The organism is Dyella monticola (assembly GCF_003363155.1).
Classification (GTDB): Bacteria; Pseudomonadota; Gammaproteobacteria; order Xanthomonadales; family Rhodanobacteraceae; genus Dyella_B; species Dyella_B monticola.
The window spans coordinates 26368-48703 of sequence record NZ_QRBE01000015.1; the positions used below are offsets into that span (position 1 = coordinate 26368).

17 protein-coding genes are annotated in these 22336 nt (G+C 60.6%); 10 read left to right on the top strand and 7 right to left on the bottom strand.

Annotated elements, in window-relative coordinates:
• Window positions 1-3 precede the first annotated feature (3 nt).
• Entirely contained in the window at window positions 4-435 is a 432-nt protein-coding gene (locus DWU98_RS18835) for a GNAT family N-acetyltransferase (RefSeq protein ID WP_230474940.1), read from the top strand.
• A gap of 73 nt (window positions 436-508) precedes the next feature.
• Here the strand turns inward: DWU98_RS18835 and DWU98_RS18840 are convergent, their stop codons facing one another.
• Window positions 509-1171 carry a DUF2076 domain-containing protein gene (locus tag DWU98_RS18840; protein WP_115497126.1) on the bottom strand — a complete coding sequence of 221 codons (663 nt, stop codon included), beginning with the start codon at window positions 1169-1171 and terminating at the stop codon, window positions 509-511.
• A 208-nt stretch (window positions 1172-1379) separates the two neighbouring features.
• On the opposite strand from DWU98_RS18840, the gene DWU98_RS18845 reads away from it, so the two are divergent.
• From DWU98_RS18845 to DWU98_RS18860, 4 genes are all read left to right on the top strand, one after another.
• Window positions 1380-1766, top strand: a complete 387-nt coding sequence (locus DWU98_RS18845) for a BlaI/MecI/CopY family transcriptional regulator (protein WP_115497127.1) — start codon at window positions 1380-1382, stop codon at window positions 1764-1766.
• A gap of 1 nt (window position 1767) precedes the next feature.
• Complete coding sequence (locus DWU98_RS18850) at window positions 1768-3615, top strand: M56 family metallopeptidase (RefSeq protein WP_115497128.1); 1848 nt, start codon at window positions 1768-1770, stop codon at window positions 3613-3615.
• A gap of 266 nt (window positions 3616-3881) precedes the next feature.
• Window positions 3882-5183: an ABC transporter permease gene (locus tag DWU98_RS18855; RefSeq protein WP_115497129.1), complete on the top strand. Its 1302-nt coding sequence runs from the start codon at window positions 3882-3884 to the stop codon at window positions 5181-5183.
• Window positions 5184-5191: 8 nt separating this feature from the next.
• Complete coding sequence (locus DWU98_RS18860; protein ID WP_115497130.1) at window positions 5192-6406, top strand: ABC transporter permease; 1215 nt, start codon at window positions 5192-5194, stop codon at window positions 6404-6406.
• Window positions 6407-6504: 98 nt separating this feature from the next.
• Here DWU98_RS18860 and DWU98_RS18865 read toward each other — a convergent pair whose 3' ends face one another.
• Entirely contained in the window at window positions 6505-8853 is a 2349-nt protein-coding gene (locus DWU98_RS18865) for a S9 family peptidase (protein WP_115497131.1), read from the bottom strand.
• A 260-nt stretch (window positions 8854-9113) separates the two neighbouring features.
• Here DWU98_RS18865 and DWU98_RS18870 point away from each other — a divergent pair, with 260 nt between their 5' ends.
• From DWU98_RS18870 to DWU98_RS18885, 4 genes are all read left to right on the top strand, one after another.
• Window positions 9114-9863 (top strand): glutathione S-transferase family protein, encoded by a 750-nt coding sequence (locus DWU98_RS18870; RefSeq protein ID WP_115497132.1) that lies wholly within the window; start codon window positions 9114-9116, stop codon window positions 9861-9863.
• 137 nt (window positions 9864-10000) lie between these two features.
• Entirely contained in the window at window positions 10001-11101 is a 1101-nt protein-coding gene (locus tag DWU98_RS18875; RefSeq protein ID WP_147293371.1) for a hypothetical protein, read from the top strand.
• Window positions 11102-11355: 254 nt separating this feature from the next.
• Window positions 11356-12405 (top strand): hypothetical protein, encoded by a 1050-nt coding sequence (locus DWU98_RS18880; RefSeq protein WP_147293372.1) that lies wholly within the window; start codon window positions 11356-11358, stop codon window positions 12403-12405.
• 275 nt (window positions 12406-12680) lie between these two features.
• Window positions 12681-13382, top strand: a complete 702-nt coding sequence (locus DWU98_RS18885; protein WP_115497135.1) for a response regulator — start codon at window positions 12681-12683, stop codon at window positions 13380-13382.
• Window positions 13383-13422: 40 nt separating this feature from the next.
• Here DWU98_RS18885 and DWU98_RS18890 read toward each other — a convergent pair whose 3' ends face one another.
• The 5 genes from DWU98_RS18890 to DWU98_RS18910 all read right to left on the bottom strand — a co-directional run bounded on the left by DWU98_RS18890 (window position 13423) and on the right by DWU98_RS18910 (window position 21226).
• Window positions 13423-16110, bottom strand: coding sequence for a NahK/ErcS family hybrid sensor histidine kinase/response regulator (locus DWU98_RS18890; protein WP_115497136.1), 2688 nt, complete (start codon window positions 16108-16110; stop codon window positions 13423-13425).
• Window positions 16111-16127: 17 nt separating this feature from the next.
• Window positions 16128-17438 (bottom strand): MFS transporter, encoded by a 1311-nt coding sequence (locus tag DWU98_RS18895; protein ID WP_115497137.1) that lies wholly within the window; start codon window positions 17436-17438, stop codon window positions 16128-16130.
• 24 nt (window positions 17439-17462) lie between these two features.
• On the bottom strand, window positions 17463-18635 hold the full coding sequence (locus DWU98_RS18900; protein ID WP_115497138.1) for an OprO/OprP family phosphate-selective porin: 1173 nt from the start codon (window positions 18633-18635) through the stop codon (window positions 17463-17465).
• A 57-nt stretch (window positions 18636-18692) separates the two neighbouring features.
• Window positions 18693-19967 carry a dicarboxylate/amino acid:cation symporter gene (locus tag DWU98_RS18905; RefSeq protein WP_115497139.1) on the bottom strand — a complete coding sequence of 425 codons (1275 nt, stop codon included), beginning with the start codon at window positions 19965-19967 and terminating at the stop codon, window positions 18693-18695.
• 359 nt (window positions 19968-20326) lie between these two features.
• The gene (locus DWU98_RS18910) at window positions 20327-21226 is read right to left on the bottom strand and encodes a LysR family transcriptional regulator (RefSeq protein ID WP_115497140.1); all 900 of its coding nucleotides are present in this window, start codon (window positions 21224-21226) and stop codon (window positions 20327-20329) included.
• A gap of 112 nt (window positions 21227-21338) precedes the next feature.
• On the opposite strand from DWU98_RS18910, the gene DWU98_RS18915 reads away from it, so the two are divergent.
• Window positions 21339-22331, top strand: coding sequence for an aldo/keto reductase (locus DWU98_RS18915; protein WP_115497141.1), 993 nt, complete (start codon window positions 21339-21341; stop codon window positions 22329-22331).
• Window positions 22332-22336 lie beyond the last annotated feature (5 nt).

A 22336-nucleotide genomic window follows, 5' to 3' on the forward strand; every position in this document is an offset into this window, starting at 1 on the left:
TCCATGAGCGAACCCCTTATCATCGTTACCGACGCGCCCGACGCCGCCGATCTGGCGGCCGTGCGCGAACAGCTTTCGCGTTTCAATTTCAGCGCCACCGGCATCGACGACCAGCGCGCGCTGGCGTTGCTGGTAAAAGACCCCAAAACCGGCACGGTGCTCGGCGGCCTGACCGGCCGCACGTCACGCGGCGTGCTTTTCGTGGACATGTTCTTTCTTGCTGAAACGCTGCGTGGCACAGGTCTCGGCAGCAAGCTGTTGCGGATGGCGGAAGAGGAAGGCGTGCGCCGTGGTTGTCACCACGGCGTGCTGTATACCAATACCTTCCAAGCGCCGTCGTTCTACAAGAAGCATGGCTGGCGCGAATTTGGAGAGATTCCGAGCGACCCATCCGGGACCAGCCGGCTGTTTTTCATGAAGGAACTGGTTTCTTAAGCGGCGACATTTCACGTCATCACGATTGATTCCCTCCCCTGCCCGCAGGGGAGGGAGTGGCCCGCATAATCGCTCAGGTCCAACTGTTGTCGTCGTCAAATCCGCCGCCATCGAAATTGGCGTCATCAAAATCGTTGTTGGACGCGAAATCCTGATCGCCGCCGCTCGGCAAATTATTATTGCCGTCGTCGTAGTAATTGTTTTCCGTGACGTTCTCGATCACCTCCGGCTGACCGCCGAAGCCACCACCGAAAAACCCGCCGCCGCGATGTCCGCCGAGCAGGCTTTCGATGCCATCGAACAAGAACATGCCGCCGGCGACACCGGCTGCGGTGGTCGCTGCGCTAGCGAAGAAGCTTGAACCGCCACTCTGCGGGGCAGCGGGCGCGCTGCTGCCGAACAGGCGTTCACGCCATGTCGGTGCGGCTGCAGGCGCCTGTTGCTGTGCCGGGAACGGCGGCGGATTGGCGCCCCATGCGGACGGTTGACCACCAAGGAAACTGCCCCCTCCCTGCTGGCCAGTCAGTTGCGCTTGCAACTGCGCGATCTGCGCCTTGGCCGCGTCCAGCGCGTGCTGCTGCAACAGACAACGCTGCACCAGCAGGTAGACGGCATCAGCCTGGTTGGCCAGCCGCTGGTGGATCAATGCATCGGCCTGCGCATCTTTGTTAACGCCGTTGACGGCGGCCAGGCGCTGGAGGAAATCATCGAGAAGGAGTTGTTCCTGGGGAGTCATGGGGTCTCCGGGTTTGCGGGGGTGACGGCACGATGCCGGCAGCAAAGAAGTATGCGCGGGATGTGTGACCTCAAGGGGTGACCTTCGTGCTATGCCCGCCGCCATGGCGGGTGGCGTTCAGTTCATTTTCCCGCGTGGGAAGCCTATTGACTACAGGCGTAGTCATGGGTACCTTTGACTACACTTGTAGTCAAGCAGTCCTCCCGCCATGTCCAAGCCATCCATCGGGGATCAGGAGCTGGCGCTCCTGCATTACCTGGACCAAAACCAGAACGCCTCCGTGGGCGAAGTGGCCGCTGATTTCGGCGAAGCACGCGGGCTGGCGCGCTCCACTGTGCTCACGATGATGGAACGCCTGCGTGCGAAGTCTTATCTGAAGCGACGTCACGTCAGTGGCGTGTATCGATACAGCACCGCGACCGGCCCAAGTGAAGCGTTGAGCAACGCCGTCGGGCAATTCGTGGAAAAGACATTATCGGGCTCACTCTCGCCGTTCGTAGCGTGGATGTCTGAGAAAGGCGAAGTGAGCGACAGCGAACTGGCCGAACTGCAGGCCCTGGTTTCGCAATTGCAGTCACGGCGCAAGGAGTCCTGACATGCACGTGCTGACGACGCTTGCCGATACCCTGCTCGCGCGTCTGGCCTGGACGTCGGCGCAGGCGGTGGCATTGATCGCTTTGCTAGGACTGCTGATGCGCGTGATGCCGCGACTCTCACCCGCCATCCGTTGCATGTTGTGGTGGCTGGTCGCTGCGCAGCTCATCCTGGGCATCACCATGAACACGCCTGTGCAGTTGCATTGGCTGGCGCCGGCCAGGCTCGTTGCCGTGGCGGCCGCCGATCAGGTGATCGTCCACACGCATGTGCATGCGGGTGCCGCGGCGATCGCCATCACGCCCGATCACGCACGCATCGCACCCGCATCGCAAATTACCTGGTCATGGTCGCTCGCCATTGCCATGGCATGGCTGAGCGGGCTGTTGCTGCAGGGCCTGCTTGCAGCACGACAATGGCTGGAGGGCGTTGCCTTGCTGCGCCACGCGCAGCCGCTAACGAACACCACCCTGCTTGCCGTGTGCTCGCGACAGGCCCGAGCGCTGCGCATGCGCCGCTTGCCGCAGCTGCGCATTTCGCACGCCATCGTGTCGCCGCAGGTCACCGGGCTGTGGCGCCCGGTAGTGCTGCTACCCGGCGAACAAACGCTCTCTACCGATGAGCTGTCGCTGGCGATGGCGCACGAACTGGCGCATATCCGGCGCGGGGATCTATGGCTAGGCTGGATACCCGCCATCGCGCAGCGCCTGTTCTTCTTCCATCCGCTGGTGCAATGGGCCATGCGCGAATACGCGGTGTACCGCGAAGCCGCCTGCGATGCAGACGTGGTGCAGCGGCATGGTACCGCTGCGCAAAGCTACGGCCATCTGCTGGTGCGTCTTGGCGTGGTCAATCCCGTGCACGCCAGCCTCGCTGGTGCATCGTCCACGTTTCTGAATCTGAAAAGGCGATTGATCATGTTGCAGCAAGACGATACGACGCCGCGCATGCGTAGTTGGTTGCTCATCGCGGTCATTGCCATCGTGGGTGTACTCCCTTATCGCGTCACCGCACAACAGCCGAGCGCGACGCAGCGCGACGCTACCTCGGTGAACACGCCACCGGCTCCGCCAGCGGCACCGCTGCCACCTTCAGCGGCCATGCCGCTCACCGCGTCCGTGCCACCGCTGCCGCCTCCGGCGCCTGCCGCACCGATGCCGCCCGCACCACCTGCGGCGCCCGATATCGGTTTCCACGCGCATCAGGTGGATATCGACACCGAGGCTCATGCCGATCGCGGTTTTGCCCTATTGGATGGCGATACGGTGGTGATCCATGGCAGCGACGCCGACCTGGCACAGGCAGAGCGTTTGGACAAATCCAACCAGCCGGTGCTATGGGTGCGCCAGAACGGGAAATCCTATGTCGTTCGCGACACCAATGTGATTCAACGCGCCAAGGATATTTCCGCACAAGCCGTGCAGGTGGCGCGGATGCAAGCGGAGGTGGCAGGCAAGCAAGCGGCGATGGCCGGCCAGCAGGCGGCCATCGCCGAGCGTCAAGCCGAGCTGGCGTCCCGGCAGTCGGAGGTCGAAGGCCGTCGCGCCGACATCGATGCACAGCGTCAGGCATTGCGTGCCGCAACGACATCGCTGGAGAACGCCGAAAACGAAGCAAGCCTCAATGGCCAGCTCCGCGGCATTCAGCGAGAAGAAGCCGAAATCCAGCGCGAAACCGCGTCGATCAATCAGGCCGCGGCCACCTTGTCCAAACGTGCAGCCGAACGTTCGCAACGCGATGCGGAAATATCCGCGCAGCAACAGTTACGCTCACAAGAGTTCGATCGACAGATGGACAAATTGTTGAATGACGCCATCGCCAAGGGATTGGCGAAACCCGCCAACCCGTAACGCATCGCTGGCGGCTTAAGCAGGCACGTTTTTTCAAACATGCACCACCCATGTACCTGGGTGGATGGGAGCGCTGTCGTCTGTCGTTGGGCACAAGCGGGGGATATCAGCGATATTTCCGGGATCACTCTACATGCAACGTAAAGCTTCGTTTTTTCCTCAGCGTCATGCCGGCGAAGGATGGAATCCAGCGCACCTGCGAAACATGGATTCCGGCCTTCGCCGGAATGACGACTCCGCGAGTTGAGAGAGAAGGGACATCCATCATGCTCGGCCACTACTGCCTGCTCGCCCTCTACAGCTTCAAGCGCAGCAAGACCATCACCGCGCTGATGATCATCGCCATCGGACTGGGCATCGGCGCCAGCATGACGATGATCACCGTGCTGCATGTGATGTCCGGCGACCCACTGCCCGGGCGCAGCGCGCACCTGTACGTACCCGTGATCGATCCGCACCCGATCAGCCATACCACGTCCAAAGACACGGTGGTGGACGGCTCGATGACTTGGACGGACGCCATGTATCTATTGCATGCAGCGCATGCCGATCGCCAGGCGGCGATGAGCAGCGGCACCCTTCCCGTTCGTCCTGCACACGATTCATTACGGCCGTTCTTCGAGTCGGGCCATTACGTTACCGCCGATTTCTTTCCGATGTTCGGCACGCCGTTTCGTGCGGGCAGCGGCTGGAGCGCACAGGACGACACGAATCATGCACGCGTGGTGGTGCTGAACACTGAACTGAACCGCAAGCTGTTCGGAAACGCGCCGAGCATCGGGCGCATCGTACGACTGAAGAACACGGACTTCCGCGTCATCGGCGTGCTTGACAACTGGCAACCACAACCCACGTTCTATGCGCAGATCGACAATGCCGCCTTCGGCAGCACGGATCAATTCTTCATACCGCTGGAAACGGCGGTGGAACTGAATTTCGATTTCAGTGGCCGCATGTCGTGCTGGGACAACGGCGGCGATGCGCGCTTGAGCGATCACTGCACATGGTTGCAATTCTGGGTGGAACTGGACAGTGCCGCGAAGGTGCGCACCTATCGCAATGTTCTCGCCGACTATTGGCGTGACCAGCAGGCGCATGGCCGCTTTCCGCGTCCGGTCGATGCGCAGGTGTATGGGCTGATGGATTGGCTGAGCAATCAGCAGGTCGTTCCTGGCGATCTTCGCTTGCAGCTCTGGCTCGCGCTGGGCTTTCTCGGCGTTTGCCTGCTCAATATCGTCGGTTTGCTGCTTGCCAAATTTCTGCGGCGCAGTGGCGAGATCAGTGTTCGGCGCGCACTGGGCGCGCGGCGGCGCGATGTATTTCTACAGCTGGGCGTGGAAGCCGGGACGATCGGACTGGCCGGCGGCTTGCTCGGCCTGGCGATGGCCGAGCTTGGCTTGTGGAGCGTGCGCCAGCGGCCGGATGGCTACGCGCATCTGGCGCAAATGAATAGCGCGATGTTGTTGGGCACTTTCGTTCTGGCGATGATCGCCGGCCTGTGCGCCGGCCTCGTGCCGGCGTGGCGCGCCTGCAACGTCGCACCTGCCCTCCAGCTAAAAAACCAGTGAGGCGCATCATGCTCCTGCGACCCATCATCGCCAGTCTTACCCGCCACAAACTCACCGCCGTGCTGTTGGCGCTGCAAGTCAGCTTGACCTGCGCCATCGTGTGCAACGTCGCCTTTATGATCGTCGATCACGTTGAGCAATTGCGTCAGCCCAGTGGCGTGGCGGAAAGCGATCTCGTCATGCTCGAAAGCACCGACCTCGATCAGGACGCGCAGCCGCTGGTTCGCCACGACACTGATCTGGCGGCCTTACGTGCGATCCCCGGCGTGACCTCTGCCGTCGCCGTCGACGCGTTGCCTTTCGATCACCACGACTGGAGCAACGGCATTGCGTTGGAGCGGGACGGCGCCACCCCTGCCACCGCCACCGCCTTCAACGGTACACCGGGCGAAGTGGGCACTTTGGGTCTACATGTGATCGAAGGACGCGACTTTCTACCGGACGAATACGTACCCGAAGGCACCGCGCACGATTGGAACGGCATTGACCAAGTGCCCGTCACCATCATTACGCGCGCCTTGGCGGATAAGCTTTTCCCGGGCCAGAACCCGCTCGGCAAGGCGATCTATCCGGATGAAAAGCCGGTGCGCGTGGTCGGGGTGATCGATCACCTGCAACGCCCGCGCTTGCATGAGGCGAGTGAGAACGACTACGCCACGGTGCTACCGATGCTGCCGGATGCGAACGATGTGACGTACGTGCTGCACACGACGCCAGCGGAACGCGAGCGAGTATTGAAGCACGCGGCGGATGTGCTCGTGCGCATTCACGCCAACCGCATCCTTAGACACGTGCAAACCTTCACGCAACTGCGTGCCGATTTCTTTCATCGTGACCGGACCATGATCGCACTGCTGATCGCGGCGGCAATGGGCCTGCTGATCGTCACGGCGCTGGGCATTGCGGGTCTGGCGAGTTTCTGGGTGCAACAACGCAGGCGTTCCATCGGCATCCGGCGCGCGGTCGGCGCGACACGGGGCGATATCCTGCGCTACTTCCAGCTCGAAAACCTGGTAATCGTGGCTACCGGTGTACTGCTTGGCTGTTTGCTTGCGTATGGGTTGAATGCGCTGTTGATGCAGTATTACGAGCAAACACGGTTGCCTGTGATGTATCTGGCGATCGGCGCGCTGGCGCTATGCCTGCTGGGGCAGATTGCAGTGATCGGCCCCGCCTTGCGCGCTGCCGCTGTACCACCCGTTGTGGCAGTGCGCAGTCAATAATTCCGCCAGAGGCGGCTCCCTCCCCTGCTACACGTAGGGGAGGGAGCCGTCTTTCGCGAGGTGGGCAACGCGATAGCCGCTGCCCAACCGCATTTACCTCAGCGCCACGGCCATGGCTTGAGCGCGTATTCCTTCGGCGGCGTATCACCGGCGAGGTATTGCACGAAGTAATCCCAGCGACGGCGCGTGATGTATGGCGTATCCGGCCCGTATCCGTGGTGCTGGTTGGGCAGGAACAACATATCGAAGTTCTTGTTCGCCTTGATCAGTGCATCGACCACCAGGAGCGTGCTATACGGCGGCACGTTGTCGTCGATCGACCCGTGCACGAGCATCAACTTGCCTTGGAGATTCTTGGCGATGAGCTCGTTGGCCTGGTTGTCGTAATTGGTGGTGCCATCCTTGCGGGTGACCAGCAGGCCCTGCCACTTCTCGCCCCAATCGTCTTCGTATTCGCGGTTGTCGTGGTTGCCGCTTTCAGCCCAGCCGACCTTGAAGAAGTCCGGATAGGCGAACAACGCATCGGCCGTGGCATTGCCGCCGCCGGAGTGTCCCCAGATACCCACGCGATCCAGATCGATCCACGCATAACGCTGACCAAGCTGCTTGATGGCTGTGACCTGGTCAGGCAACGTGTTGTCGCCCATCTTGCCGTACCACACATCGTGGAACGACTTGGAACGCCACGGCGTGCCCATGCCGTCGATGGCCACCACGATAAAGCCGAGTTCCGCCAGCGACTGATCGTCGTAATCGGACGGCGTGAACCCAAAGGTAAACACCGAACCGGTCTGCGGGCCGGGATAGATGTAGTCGACGATGGGATATTTCTTGTTCGGATCGAAATGCGTCGGCTTGAACATCACCCCATAGAGATCCGTCTTGCCATCGCGTGCCTTCACGACAATCTGCTCCGGCGGCTGCCAGCCGGTAGCGCGCAGGCGCGTGATGTCGGTCGTGGCGATGGTGGTGACGATATGCCCGTCGTTCGCATCGCGCAGCACGGTGACGGGCGGATGGGTCGTGGTGGAATAGCTGTCGACGAAATACTTGCCATCGTCGGACATCGTGATCTCGTGATCGGCCGCCTCAGGCGTCAGCAATACAGGGGCGCCGCCATCCAGGCTTACCTTCCAGAATTGCTGGTAGTACGGCTGCACGCCCGGTGTGCGTCCCACACCACGGAACCACACCGTACGCGTCTTGGCATCCACCTTCAGCACTTCGGTGACGTTGCCGTCGCCAGTGGTGATGGGGTGTTCGAGCTGACCGTTGGCAAGGTTATAGAGGTACAGATTGCCCCAATTGTTGCGCTCGCTGAACCAGATGGCTTCATGCGTATCAGGCAGATAACGCCAGTCCACCGCCCCATTGCCGCTTTCGTAATAGGTGGGTACGTCTTCATGGAAGACCGTGCGCACTTCGCCGGTTTTCGCATCGGCGATGCGGAAGGTTTCGTGCTTGTGATCGCGCGAAGTGGATACGAAGGCTACGGTCTTGCCGTCCGGCGCCCACTTCACGTCATCCCAGCCGCCATGCTCGCCGCAGCTGACGTCGTCGCACAGCGTGGAACGGTGCTGATCCGCCGGCATCTTCAGGCGCACCACGGTGTGCGTCGGTACGTCGATGATCACGCGCTCGATCATCGTGATGTGTTCATCACCCGGCAGCGGATATTTCCACGCCTGCAATTGGGGATGACCCACCCTGGTGGTGACCGTATACATGTCGCCGTCTTTACGCTGATCCTGCTGGAACGTCGCGATCTGCTTGGAATCGGGCGACCATTCCAGGATGGCGTTATCGGTGTGCTTCCAGCCGGCGTTGTCGGTGGCGTAGCCGAAATTCTCCACGCCATCGGTGGTCAATTGGGTTTCCTTGCCGGTGGCGACATCGCGCACCCACAGGTTCCAGTTACGGATGAAGGCTTCCTGCTTGCGATCCGGCGATAGCACACCGGGCTCGCTGCCGGTTTTCACCAGCGTGCTCTTGTCCACGCACTCGCCGGCAGCTTTAAGGTTGCACAGATACTCCTTGCCGCCGATTTCAACGTCATCGCGTCCATCCGGCGCGACACGGTAATCGGTGATACCCAGCTTGCTGGCCTTGATGTCTTTCTTGCCGGCCTTGACCAGCGCCGCGGCGAGTTTCGTCTGATCGAGCAAGGGCGCAGCCTTGCCGTTGCTGGCATCCATACGCAGGTAATGGTCGCCGCTGGCATCGTGGTCGACGTACCAGAAGTGCGTGCCGTCCAGCCAATGCACGGTGCGCACCATGTGATCCACCAGTGGCATCGTGTTGTACGGCATATAGCGCTCGGCCTGCGCATAATCCTGCGCAGTGAGCGTATGGCCTTGCGCCATGGCGCTGCCTGGGGCCGAAGCCCATGCCAGTAACCCACACACCAATGCGCCATAGAGGCGCGACGTGCGATTTATCGAACGCATGTTTACTCCCAATGAAAACGAATAGCCGCGGTAGGGATGCTCTGATTCATACCACGCAGGTGGCGCCGGTGACGCCTGCGCGGTGTGAGTCGGAGTATCCCTGGAACCGTCCCCATCTTGTCACGACCTTTCATCGTAATGCCCGCCGTCGTGCACCACCCCTGCCAAAGGTCCTTAGGACTGTCCAGGCGGTAACGAACGCCTTATCGTGTGCATCTGCACAAATCCTGATCGCACTGCCGCCCGATTGGAGCCAGACCATGTCGCAGCGCTACACCGTCATCGGCAATTACCTTTCCCCATACGTGCGCAAGGTACTGATCTGCCTGGAACTCAAAGGGCTGGACTATGAGGTCGATCCGATGCCGCCCTTCATCGGCAACGACGAATTCAGCCGGCTGAGCCCCCTGCGCCGCATACCTGTACTGATCGACGGCGCGCTGGTGCTCAACGATTCCTCCGTGATCTGCCAGTACCTGGAAGACAAACACCCCACGCCCGCGCTCTATCCGGCCGATATCGCCCAACGCGCGAGGGCACGCTGGTTGGAGGAATATGCCGATACGTATCTGGCGGACAGCCTGGTATGGCGACTGTTCTATCAACTCGCGGTGCGCCGTCATATTTTTCAGGAAACTGCCGACGAAGCCGTCGTGCAGCGGGCGCGTGAGGTAGATATCCCCGCTGCACTGGACTATCTGGAAACGCAACTGCCGGGGGACGGCTTTATTTTCGGCGACATCTCCATCGCCGACATCAGCGTCGCTTGCTACTTCCGCACGGCCTCTTTCGTGCGTTATGCCGTCGACGCCGAACGTTGGCCGCGTACCGCTGCGTTCGTCGCGCATATGCAAGCGCTGCCTGCGTTCCAGAAACTCGCACAGCTGGAAGACAGCATGCTGCGCTTGCCACCGGCACAGCAGCGTGATGCATTGGCTGCGGCGGGCGCGCCGTTGACATCCAAGACCATGGGAACGAGCGAGCCGCGCCACGGATTGCCCCGAGGATAACGGCCCTCCCCTCTTGTCGATGGCGATGATTAGCCATCCATAGAAATCGGCATAGCTATCTAACACCGCTGCCTGTGCGGCACGGCCGATGCTGTTCATCGAGTACGCGTTCCTTCTTTTCGACAGGAGTACTTTCCATGTTCAACATCAACATTCATACCGAAACTCATCCAGAGCCTACGGCCCACTTCACCAAAAGGGGGGAAAGCGGTGAAGAGGGGGGCTCCACGGCGATTTCTCCATCGTCGGTGGTGCCACCGGAAACAGCTGGCTTTCCGACGTCTCCGGCAACGGGAAGGCCCACCGGAATACTCGCGCGTCTTCCCGCACCCGATTCAAAGGCGCCCATGCCGCCGCCCAGGATCCGTCCTGAAGCTCATCCAAGCACGGCGGGTACCGCAGACCAAAATAATGCGGCGACGCAGACGCATACTTCGGGCGAATCCTCTGTAGGTGAATCGCCTGGAGCGCCCGCAACGAGCACTCACACCTTAACCCTCGACGAGTCGCGACAACTGCTTATACGTGAAGGGCTCGATTTCAAGATTCCGCCCTTCCTCAAAGACAGGCCTCCTTTGCCGCTGGCATTGCAAGGGCTCGATGCCGACCAGCTCTCTGCACGTATCGAAGATATGCCTGATGGGGAGGACCGGGCGGCGGTTCAAAAATACCTTACCTGGAAAACACAGGATGACACTTATCAGGCGCTGGTGGATCGGCACACCCAGGCGCTCGCGAACATGATCCACAGCGGGGAGCGCAAGGATCATGTGATGGAGGTTTATGACGGTTACAAACGCGTTCAAAAAATACAGCGGGACGCGGTCCAGGTCATGCGCCACGCCAGAGAAAACGGCGTGTTTAGCCTAAGCACGCAAGGCATGGATTATCTAAGTAAAAGCCAGTTTCAATGGAAAAGGATGCGATTTGGAAAAAACGGGAAAGATGTAAAGAACATAAAAGAGATCGAACAAAAAAAAGCCGATTTCGAAGCTGAGCTTGCGCAACTGTCGAACAACCGCCCCATAAGCATGGCCACTCTGCGCAATGAACATAGCGCCCGCCAGAAAACCTTGAACGAAGAAATCAAAAAGGCCGTGGATGACAAGCTTCATCGCCTGGGCGAGCACGGGCGCCGGCGCAACATCTATGCGACCACCACTGCCATGGCCGTAGCCGCCGCCACAGCCATCATGTACTGGGAGCGTATTTTGGGCGTTGGAGGGGCGAAAACCTGAGAAAACAAGGATGGGCAAAAGAGCACGAAAAAACAGGTGCGTGACGGCGCAAGGTTTTTTGGCCGGCGCAATACCGGTTGCACAACCCCACATGGGTGGTAAGCGACCGACACACTGTTTTCGCTGAGCCTGGACGATGACGCCTTCACTCTGATGGCGTTTTATTTGCAACACCACGGACCACTTCAGGTGACAGAACCATCCAACCTCAGCCGTTGATTGCCAGCTGCACTTACATCAAGGAGCGCGTGCACATGGATATCGTCAAGTCGAATGAACTGTCGAGCCCGTTCATGACCCAGCCCCCCGAGCGGGCCAGCCGTTATCCCAGCCACGCCGTGCAGGTGCATCCTGCGCCAAGGCCCAGCGCCGTGACTCATGGGACGGTGCCTTGGCCTGCACATGTGGCGGACGAATCCATACCTTCCGCGTCGGGCAATAGCCGCCTGCCCAGGCAATCCGGTGTCGCGACTGGCTCAGTGACGGGCTTGGGCAGCCGCCATGATGTGCGCGCCTTCCAAAGCCAGGCAAGCGGCTTGAGAAACAGTGCGAAATCCAAATTTCAATCGGCGAACGTGGCGCTGAAGACGGCATCGGTACATCTCACCGCCGCCGTCAAAAATTCGCGTAACGGTCGTTCGCTGCTCGGATTGCATTACTTCATGAGTGCGGGCGGCAATCTGATGGCCGCCGCGAGCAGCACGATGGCGGCTTGTGCGGACCTCGCCATGAGCCGTCGCCAGGATCAAATAGGCAAGCAGCTGCGACAGGCCGCACGGTATTTTCAGCTTGGCGGAAGCCCATTGGCGGGGCTCGGCCGATCCTTGAGAGACGTCGACACGGCCCTCACCACCTTGAGCGATCCACAGAAAACGCCTTACCAGAAGCAGCGCGACCTTGCTTTCGCCGTGAGCTCGATCCTCAGCAACGCAGGCATCACTACGAATGCCTGGAGTGCGCTTACCGGCAATCCGCATGCTTTCGTCACAAAGCTCGGTGCGCTTCTGCTCAATTCCGGTAGCGCTCTGCGCGGCATACAGAACCTGCAGCGTAACGCGCAGGGGCTCAGCGAAGCGCTTGAACAGCGCAACGCTCGTAATATCGCCAGCTACGGGGCCGGCGTGATCTATGGGCTTGGCGAATCGATGTCTGGTTTCGGGCGCGCCGTGGCCCAATCGCTTAAAGAAAGCGGATATTCCCAGGCCGCAAACGCCCTGATGGACATGAGCATGCGCGCGCAGAACGTCGGCACGATCGCTTCCAATGCACAGATCCTCATCAACACGCTCTGGCCTACTGGATAAATGTCTATGCGATGACTTGCATTCAATACATAGCCTGATTTTCTTTCACGATTGTGCATGCTAGTGCCTGGTCGCAAGTGATCCATGCAGGCATGTACTGCGTTGACAAGGTGCGTGAGCCCAAGTAACCATGGCTACCGATATCCCTATCCTTTGGTAGGGCAACGGCGATTGCCCGGCACGCCCATCCTCGCGGTTTTTCCTTGAAAGCAACAGCACGGGCCACCCGCCGGCATCCGTGAAAGGAACGTGCCGACGAGGAAATTCCTTGGGTTATGGATAACAAGGCCCCCACGTTTTCGACATCCCATGAAGCAGCGCGGTGTGCTGCAGACGCTGCCGCCTACACGCTGCTGGTCGCCGACGACCATCCCATGTTTCGCGCGGCGTTATCGCACAACTTACGCGCGACGCTGGCAAACGTGAAAATCGTTGAAGCCGCCAGTCAGCGCGCCGTCTTGCGCGCGTTGGCCATGGAGCCGGCGATCGATCTTGTGCTGCTGGACCTCACGATGCCCGATACCTTGGGGTTTTCTTCCCTGGTATTGCTGCGTAAAGAGCATCCGCACATCCCGGTACTGGTGATTTCTGCAGATGATCGCCCCCCCACCGTCTGGCACGCCAGGCAGTTCGGCGCCATCGGCTTCCTATCCAAGTCATCGCCGATGGATATTTTCAGGGACGCCATACTGCGCGTGCTGGACGGGGGAAGTTGGTTCGTGGCCGACAAGGTCCACGGCGATGCGCACGATCTGGCATTGGCGGCCAGGCTTGCGCTGCTTACGCCTCAGCAACTGGGCGTGCTGATGTTGTTGACCGAAGGGCTGCCCAATAAGCAGATCGCTGAGCGATTGGGAATTGCCGATAACACCGTCAAGATTCACGTAGCGGCGGTGCTGCGCAAGCTCCGTTGCCGTTCACGCACGCAAGCGGCGCTCATCGGCCAGTCGCTTGCAACGGATTCCGGCCAAGCCTGAACGTTCGAGGCAAGCAGCGCTTGGGCAATCAGGGGCGTACTCACTGATTGCTCTCATCGCGCGATCCTTCGCGCTCAAGCATGGCCGCCAGCAAAAGCTGCGACATCAGTGCGCGCAATGAGGCGGGAGCCACCGGCTTTGCGAGCAAGTGCAAGCCTTCGGCTCGTACGTGTGCACGGATGCTTGCATCTTTTTGTGCGGTCAACACGATGGTCGCGGGACGTTGTGTCCAATACTGAGTCAGGCGGCCCAGCAAATCCATGCCTGTTTCGGCGCCCAGGTGGTAGTCGAGCAACAGCAGCTCCGGCGCCGGGTTCCGTCGCGCCATGTACAGGCACTGATGCGGGTCATTGATGAGCGTGGGCTGACAACCCCAGCGGCGTAGCAACGCATCAATGGCCTGCAGCGCCTGGTCGCTATCGTCAATGCACCACACGCGCCGACCATGCAGAACGGGATCCTCCTCGTTTGTCGTGATGCAGGGAGACGGCACATCTGCATCGGGAGCATCGCTGAGCCATGGCACGGTGACGGAAAATACGCTGCCCTGACCGGGCCAGGAGCGCAAGCCCACGGAGTGACCAAGCAATCGTGCGATGCGATCGACGATAGAAAGGCCCAGACCGACACTGCGCCCGCTCTGCTCAAGGCCTGTGTTGAGTCTGCGGAATTCTTCAAAGATCGTCTGCTGTTTGGTGGGTGGGATGCCTACGCCGGTATCCCATACTTCGATGCGCAGCGTATCTGCGCAACGGCGACAGCCCAGCAGTACCCGACCATGCGGCGTGTAGTGAATTGCGTTGGATAGAAAATTTTGCAGCAGACGACGCAGCAGAAGCGAATCGCTTTGCACCACTGCCCGCGTGGGGACATAGTGCAGATGCAGGCCGCGCGCCTGTGCAAGGATGCTGAACTGGCGGGCCAGTCCGGTAAGCAAGGGCTCAAGCTGCACATTGGCGACCCGGGGCCGCAATGCGCCAGCTTCCAGACGCGCGACATCGAGCAAGCTGGCCAACAACTGGTCCTGGGTGTCCAGCGCGTTCTCCACCCGGTCGACCAGTTCGCGTGCTTCGGATTGGGATAGCATTTCGCGCAATGCACCCGCGTACAGTCTGGCGGCATTGAGCGGCTGCAGCAGATCGTGCACGGCCGCGGCCGTAAAATGGGTTTTGTTGCGATTGGCGTGTTCGGCTTCGGCTTTGGCCGCCTCAAGATCGCGCGTACGCTCCTCGACGCGTTGTTCCAACGTAGTGGCCAGATTGCGTAAGTCGCGTGCAGCCGCCTTGTAGGCGGTGATGTCGGTATAGCTGGTGACGAATCCGCCGTCCGGCAGCGGATTGCCGCGAATCTCAAGCACGCTGCCGTCAGGACGCTCGCGCTCGAAGGTATAGGCCGATCCATTGCGCATATAGTCCAGGCGCCGGTGTATCGCCGTGTCGACGGCGTCGGAGCCGAGCAAGCCGCGTGATGCGTTGTAGCGCAGAACGTCTTCAATCGGGCAGCCCACCTGGATCAGACCCGCCGGGAATTTGAACAGGTCCACGTAGCGGCTATTCCAGGCCACGATGCGTAGATCGCCATCGACCACGCTCACGCCTTGCGGCAGGTGCTCCAGGCTGGCGTTCTGATTTGATGCGTCCTGCGCGGCCAGCAGGAGACCGTCCTGTGCTGAGCGCAGCTCGCTTGCGTAATGCGTTACCAGCCGCTCCAGTTCGGCACGACTATGCAGGCGGTTTTGGATCAGACGGTGGCGCTGACGCAGGAACAGGCCGAGCAAAACCAGCGGAACCCACATAAGCGCAGCCAAGGCCGCGGCCACTCGTGCGGCCGCGAGGCTGCGCTGCGTGCTGCTTAGCAGGTGCAACGTCCAATCTTCCACAGGTACTTGCAGTGAGGTCCACAACGGAGTGTCGGTCATTGCCGGTGAGTCCGTGCGCACCAGCGAGCTGCCGTCTTCCAATGTTTCCCAGGTGCGATAACGCACGGGTTCGAGTCGCTGGCCCTCGTATTGCCGGGTAGCGGCCAACCGTGCAAGGTCGGCTGCACGTAGAGGATTCAGTACGCGATAAGCCCAGCGAGAATCGCTGCTCAAAAAAACCACGCCCGTCTTGTCGCTAAGCAGGATCGTATTTCGGCTGCGCAACCACTCACGGGTCAGTTCGGCGAGCGGCACCTTGGCTGAAATGACACCCAGCGTGTCGCCTCGCGCGTCCTTTACGGCCTCGGCGATGAAATAGCCTGCCTCATGCGTGGAAACACCCACCGCGTAGAAGGTGCCCGCCCCCGTCGCACGGGCCTGCTGGAAGTAAGGCCGGAAGTCGTAGCGGTGGCCAACATTGCTGCCGGGGCCGCGCCAATTGTTGGCTGCAATAGCTAGTCCGCTGCGATCCAGCAAGGTGAGCGTGGACGTGTGACTTGCGGTACCAGCGGTTTCCAACTTCAGATTCAGCGCACGGCGTGTGACGTCGTCCGGCCTGCTGCCCAGTGCAGCACGCAATTGCGGATCGAGCGCCAGCATGCGAGGCAGTACACGGTATCGATCGATCAGCCGCTGCAAGGCCAGTGAATGCAATTGCAATTGCTGGATGTTTGCGCGCGATTGGTCGAGCAGCGCCCGACGCAACACAAGGCGGTAGGCAAGCCATGACGACGACGCGATGCAAGCCGACAGCACGATGCAGACTAAGAGTTTGGCGAGGCGCCGCATGGTCACCAGCGGGATCAGCATACGGGCCCAGCCACGCCTTAATCCTCGACGATGCGCGAGTGCCTACGCGTATCGAGCATGCCTACGTACACCAGCAGCGAGCAGGCAATGCAGGCCGTTACGTACCAGTAGAAATAATCTTCATGCCCGATCTTCTTGAACCATAACGCGAGGAATTCGGCCGTGCCGCCAAATACCGACAACGTCAGCGCGTAAGGAAGACCCACTCCGATGGCGCGGATCTCCGCCGGGAACAATTCGGCCTTCACCACGGCGTTGATTGACGTGTAGCCGCTCACCACCACTAGCGCCAGCATGACGAGCCCGAATGCCTGCCACCAGTCGTGAACGGCGGCGAGCGTGGAAAGAATGGGATACGTAAGCAGCGTGCCGAGCAAGCCAAAGCCGATCAGCAACGGACGGCGGCCAATGCGATCGGACAAGGCACCGAACACCGGCTGCAGCAACGCATAGACAAACAGCGCGGCCGTGGAAATGGAGGTCGCGTCCATTTTGCTCATGCCCGCAGAATTCACCAGATATTTCTGCATGTAGGTGGTGTAGGTGTAGAACGCGAGCGTTCCTCCCATCGTCAAGCCGATGACGGTAAACACCTCGCGAGGATGCCGCAGCAGGGCGCGCAAGGGGCTTTTAACATGCGCGGCCTTCTTGAAGGATGCTGTTTCCTCCATGCTGCGCCGGATCAGCACGGCGACGATGGCCAGCAACGCACCGACCAGGAACGGGATCCGCCAGCCCCATGCATGCAATTGCGCGGGCGTGAGCACGAGCTGTTGCAGCACCATCAGCAACGCCAATGCGATCAACTGGCCGGCGACGAGCGTGACGTATTGGATGCTCGACCAGAAGCCGCGTGTCGCGGTCGGCGCCATTTCGCTCAGGTACGTGGCCGAGGTGCCGTATTCGCCGCCGATCGAGAGTCCTTGCAGCAGTCTGGCCACGACCAGCAAGACCGGAGCGGCGACACCAATCGTTTGGTAGCCAGGCGTCAGGCCGATGATCAGTGACCCCAGGCTCATCATGAACACTGACAGCAGCAGGGCGGCCTTGCGGCCCCTGCGGTCGGCGAACGTGCCCAGCAGCCATCCCCCGAGCGGACGCATCACGAAGCCTACGGCGAAGACCGCCGCGGTGTTGAGCAACTGCGTGGTCTGGTCTCCGTCCGGAAAGAACGCCTGGGCAAAATACAGCGAGAAGGCCGAGAAGATGTACCAGTCATACCATTCGACCAAATTGCCGATCGAGCCGCCAAAGATCGAACGAAGACGCCTGCTTGCGGACATGGGGGGCGCTTTCGTGGCGCCGATGGCCGATGAGATGCTGCTCATGATGTTCTCCGACACAAACGCGGCTCAGAAATAAACCTGAGCGCGCAACTCCGTGATGGTGGGTTGATATCGCTGCCCCTGCCGAATGGCGTGTGCGTTGACGTAGTTGGCTTGAAGCTTGAAATGGCGGGTGAGATACCAGTTGACGCCCAGCGTGAGATCACGTTCATGCCCGCCGCGCACCTGACCCTGGTCGAGATTCAGCGCGCTATAGCGCAGCAATACTTCCCATGCGCCCCAGGGATGGGCAGGCAGAGGATTGCCGACGTTGCCGGCGGCGTATTGCCGCGATTCTCCGGTCAGCAGGTAACTGCCAAAGACGTAGTAGCCGTCCGCCGTATAACTGGGGAGACCCGTGCTACGTGATGTGGTGACCTGCAGATATTCGCCCTGGACCGACCATGGACCACCGATCCACAAACCCTCCAGGCCCAGTCGCCGATGGTGGCTTAGGTGATTCAGATTGCCGCTATCGACCAGGCGCACATTCGTAAATGGGGCTTCCGGCCGTGCTCGCCAGCGAGCCGTCGGCGCGTTGTAGTTATTGAGGCCATCCCTGCTACCGTGGGGATGTTCCACCGAGGCGGAGATACCCAGATGCAGGACATCGCCCGCGCTTTTGTGCGGCGTCCAGGCAGCGCGGGCCACAGCCGTGGTGCCGTCGTTCTTTCCTTGCAGATCGCCGGCGAAGTAATAGCCGACATTGAACAGATAATGCGGTCGATCCAGCGTCCAGTCGACACCAGTGCGGCGATTCTGGAAGAAGGCCTGCATCGGCAATGACGTCTCCGCAAAACTGTAAGCGCGTGAAGCAGTGCCCCCTTCAAAGCCTACCTGTAGTTTGGAGTAGCCGATGCGGAACTTGCCGTAATCGGCGCCGAACAGCCATTGACTGTCCATGCGCCAGAACACATCCAACCAGGTCTTGGACTGGAAATCGAAGTAGACGATCGCATCCCACTTACCCTTGCTGCGCGCTGCGACCCCCAGCTCCTTTCGCCGATGCGTATGCGCGTCGTCGATGAGCGAGGTTCGGTGCGCGAACATGGCGTCGTACTGGTAGTTGCCGGTAACGCTCAGCTCAGTGCCGTCGGGTGCGACATATTGGGTTGGCCAATGATTGATGTCGTAGGCATTGGCACTGGCGGTTACGCCCATGCCGACGAGGTATTGGATCGTTCTGCGAACGGATTTCATTGATGGTCTCCTTGGAGAAGGAACCCTTGTTGTGCGGTATCGGGCAAGCAAACCCATTCAGTCCGCGCGGCTGAAGGATTGATGGCCATCCAGGATGGCGCGCATGCGGGCGTGGTCGAGTTCCTTCTCCCAATGTGCAACCACGATGGTGGCCACGCCGTTGCCGATGATGTTGGTGAGCGCACGCGCTTCGCTCATGAAGCGGTCGATGCCCAGGATCAATGCGAGTCCCGCTACCGGCACCGATGGCACGACGGCCAAGGTCGCCGCCAGCGTGATGAAACCGGCTCCGGTCACCCCGGAGGCGCCCTTGGAGGTCAGCATGGCAACGGCGAGCAGGGTGAACTGCTGCGTCCAGGTCAGCTCGACGTTCAATGCCTGGGCGACGAACAGCGCCGCCATGGTCAGATAGATGTTGGTGCCGTCCAGATTGAACGAGTACCCGCTCGGCACCACCAGGCCAACCACTGCCCGCGCACAACCCACGCGCTCAAGTTTCTGCATTAGCGGCACGAGTGCGGACTCCGATGAGGATGTACCCAGCACCAGCAGCAGCTCGTCGCGGATATAGCGCAGAAACTTCAGGATGCTGAAACCCGTTGCCCGTGCGATGGTGCCGAGCACTACCAGCACGAACAGGATGCAGGCCAGATAAAAGCCTCCCATCAGCTTCAGCAGTGGCCCGAGGCTCGCCAGACCGTATTTGCCGATGGTGAAGGCCATCGCGCCGAGCGCACCCAGCGGCGCTACGCGCATGATCATGCCCATGATGCGGAAGAACACGCTGGATAGCCCTTCCAGTAGCGTCATCACCGGTTTGGCGCGCTCCCCGACGTGAATCATGGCGAAGCCAAACAGCATGGCCAGCAACAAAACCTGGAGCAAATCGCCGTTGCCGCCGAACGCATCGGTGAAGGTCGTTGGAATCAGATGCAGCAGAAACGGCGTGAAGCCTTGCGCATGCGCAGCCTTCGCATACGAGGAGACGATGGACGCATCGAGCGATTCGGGCGTGACGTTGAAGCCGGCGCCCGGCTTGAGCAGATTGACCGTCAGCAAGCCGATCACCAGGGCGAAGCTGGATACGATCTCGAAATAGATGATCGCCCTGGCGCCGATCCGGCCCACCTTCTTGACATCCGATACGTTGGCGATCCCCGTTACCACCGTGAAAAAGATGATCGGACCGATCAGCATTTTCACCAGCGCAATGAAACCATCGCCCAGGGGCTTGAGCGCAATCCCTGTTTCCGGAAGGTAGTGGCCGATCCCTCCGCCTGCGACGATGGCCACCAGCACCCAAAAATAGAAATGGCGATAGAACGAACGCATGGCTGTCTCTGCGCAATGAGTCCGCAGAAGACTGCACTCATGCAGATAGGCCCTCAATAGCGCTTAATGATTAGGAAAAACCCTACATTTTTGCGCACAGCGAATGCTCAGCACACTGCTGAAAAACGCCTCAAAGCAGCGACAAGCATGGCCTTCATCGGTAACGAGGAAGCGGCGATGCAAGGCCAGGATGGGCAGCGGCGTAGCATGTCCCGTATACATCGGTAAGAGAATGCGTACCGTGTGATCATCCTATCCGCACGCCGCATTCTGGTTGACGCCATCTTGAGTGGCATCGATCCTGCTGCCTGCCAAAACGGACTCGCACTTGCACGCAATGACATCCATGCGGATGTTTCCTAAAGCTGCTTCCCCATCACCTCCACCAGCCAATCCACAAACACGCGCAGGCGGGCGGGCATTTGACGATGCGGTGGATACAGCACCGTCACCGGCAGTGACGGCGGTGGCATGGTCGGCAGGATTTCTTTGAGCTGCCCTTCGGCCAATCCGTCCGCCACGCGATAGCGCGGAAGTTGTGCGATGCCCAGGCCTGCTTCACAACACGCGCGGTAGGCTTCGACGCTGCTGACGGTGACGCGTCCAGGCAGCATCACTTGGCGGCGCTTGCGGCCCTGCATGAAGTCCAGCGATTCGGTGCGGTGGGTGGTGGGCGAAGCCCAGTTGACGGCGTAGTGGCCGTTTTGTAGGTCCGCCAGCACGCGCGGCGTGCCGTGTTTACGCAGATAGCTCGCGCTGGCCGCGGTGACTTGTTCCAGCGTGCCGACACGCCGGCCGACGAGGCTCGAATCGGGCAGCGCGCCGACGCGCACGACGCAATCGACAGCTTCGCGCAGCAAGTCGACGAAGTGGTCGCCGGTGCCGATGTCCAGTTCGAGCAACGGATAGCGCGCGAAGAATGCGGGCAACGCGGGTATCACCCACATGCGCGCAAACTGGGTGGGCAGGTCGACGCGCAGGCGGCCGCGTGGCTGCACGGCCGCCTGCAGGAAATCCGCTTCGACCGCATCCACGTCGGCGAGCAGGCGCATGCAGTGGCTGTAATACGCCTCGCCTTCGCGGCTGGCGCGCACGCGGCGCGTGGTTCGTTGCAGGAGCTGCGTGCCTAGTCGCGCCTCCAGGTGCTTGATGGTGTGCGTGACGGTGGCGCGCGGCAGGTTCAGATCGTCCGCGGCGGCGGTGAAGCTGCCCAGCTCCACGATTCGTGTAAACAGGCGCATGGCGTCGAGGCGGTCCATGGATTGTTGATCCAAATGGAATAGTGAAGCTCATTATTGAGCATTTATCGCGCGACTGCGTAAGCCGAAGATTCGCTGCCGGCTTCACCCACCCCCGTCAGGAGTTTCCATCGTGCACACACGCATACTCGGCAAGAACGGTCCCACGGTTTCCGCCATCGGCCTGGGCTGTATGGGCATGAGCGAGTTCTACGGCGCGCGTGATGACGCCCAATCCATCGCCACGATTCATCATGCGCTCGATCGTGGGCTCAACTTTCTCGACACCGCCGATATCTACGGCCCCTTTACCAATGAAGGGCTGGTCGGCAAGGCGATCCAGGGCCGTCGCGATCAGGTGTTTTTGGCGACCAAGTTCGGCATCGTGCGCGATCCGGCCGATCCGGCCAAGCGCGGTATCAATGGCCGTCCGGACTATGTACGTGCCTGTTGCGAGGCCAGTCTGAAGCGGCTTGGCGTGGATCATATCGATCTTTACTACCAGCATCGCGTCGATCCGAACGTGCCGATCGAAGAAACCGTCGGCGCGATGGCGGAACTGGTGAAAGCGGGCAAGGTGCGTTATTTGGGCTTGTCGGAAGCGGCGGCACAAACCATCGAGCGCGCCAGCAAAGTGCATACGATCACGGCGCTGCAAAACGAATTTTCGCTGTGGACGCGCGATCCGGAAGAAAACGGCACCTTGGCCATGTGCCGCAAGCTTGGCATCGCACTGGTAGCGTATTCGCCATTGGGCCGTGGTTTCCTCACCGGAGCGATCAAAACCCCCGATGACTTCGAGCACGACGATTTCCGCCGCAATAACCCGCGTTTTCAGGGCGAAAACTTCGCGCGCAACCTGCAGCTGGTGAAGCAGGTGGAAACGCTGGCCACGGAAAAAGGCTGTACGCCGGCGCAGCTCGCGCTGGCCTGGCTGCTTGCACAGGGAAACGACATCGTGCCGATACCCGGCACGCGCAGCCGCTCGCGCCTGGATGAAAACATCGGTGCGCTGGATGTGCGATTGGACGAGGAGGAACTGGCATCGATCGATCGCATCTTTCCCTCCGAAGCCGTGGCCGGCGCGCGCTATGCACCGGCAGGCATGGTGCATATCGGACGGTGATCGCC

Excerpts from the sequence above, each read along its gene's own strand:
- DWU98_RS18835 (WP_230474940.1), top strand. The coding sequence starts at position 4 with ATGAGCGAACCCCTTATCATCGTTACCGACGCGCCCGACGCCGCCGAT.
- DWU98_RS18840 (WP_115497126.1), bottom strand. The coding sequence starts at position 1,171 with ATGACTCCCCAGGAACAACTCCTTCTCGATGATTTCCTCCAGCGCCTG.
- DWU98_RS18845 (WP_115497127.1), top strand. The coding sequence starts at position 1,380 with ATGTCCAAGCCATCCATCGGGGATCAGGAGCTGGCGCTCCTGCATTAC.
- DWU98_RS18850 (WP_115497128.1), top strand. The coding sequence starts at position 1,768 with ATGCACGTGCTGACGACGCTTGCCGATACCCTGCTCGCGCGTCTGGCC.
- DWU98_RS18855 (WP_115497129.1), top strand. The coding sequence starts at position 3,882 with ATGCTCGGCCACTACTGCCTGCTCGCCCTCTACAGCTTCAAGCGCAGC.
- DWU98_RS18860 (WP_115497130.1), top strand. The coding sequence starts at position 5,192 with ATGCTCCTGCGACCCATCATCGCCAGTCTTACCCGCCACAAACTCACC.
- DWU98_RS18865 (WP_115497131.1), bottom strand. The coding sequence starts at position 8,853 with ATGCGTTCGATAAATCGCACGTCGCGCCTCTATGGCGCATTGGTGTGT.
- DWU98_RS18870 (WP_115497132.1), top strand. The coding sequence starts at position 9,114 with ATGTCGCAGCGCTACACCGTCATCGGCAATTACCTTTCCCCATACGTG.
- DWU98_RS18875 (WP_147293371.1), top strand. The coding sequence starts at position 10,001 with ATGTTCAACATCAACATTCATACCGAAACTCATCCAGAGCCTACGGCC.
- DWU98_RS18880 (WP_147293372.1), top strand. The coding sequence starts at position 11,356 with ATGGATATCGTCAAGTCGAATGAACTGTCGAGCCCGTTCATGACCCAG.
- DWU98_RS18885 (WP_115497135.1), top strand. The coding sequence starts at position 12,681 with ATGGATAACAAGGCCCCCACGTTTTCGACATCCCATGAAGCAGCGCGG.
- DWU98_RS18890 (WP_115497136.1), bottom strand. The coding sequence starts at position 16,110 with ATGCTGATCCCGCTGGTGACCATGCGGCGCCTCGCCAAACTCTTAGTC.
- DWU98_RS18895 (WP_115497137.1), bottom strand. The coding sequence starts at position 17,438 with ATGAGCAGCATCTCATCGGCCATCGGCGCCACGAAAGCGCCCCCCATG.
- DWU98_RS18900 (WP_115497138.1), bottom strand. The coding sequence starts at position 18,635 with ATGAAATCCGTTCGCAGAACGATCCAATACCTCGTCGGCATGGGCGTA.
- DWU98_RS18905 (WP_115497139.1), bottom strand. The coding sequence starts at position 19,967 with ATGCGTTCGTTCTATCGCCATTTCTATTTTTGGGTGCTGGTGGCCATC.
- DWU98_RS18910 (WP_115497140.1), bottom strand. The coding sequence starts at position 21,226 with ATGGACCGCCTCGACGCCATGCGCCTGTTTACACGAATCGTGGAGCTG.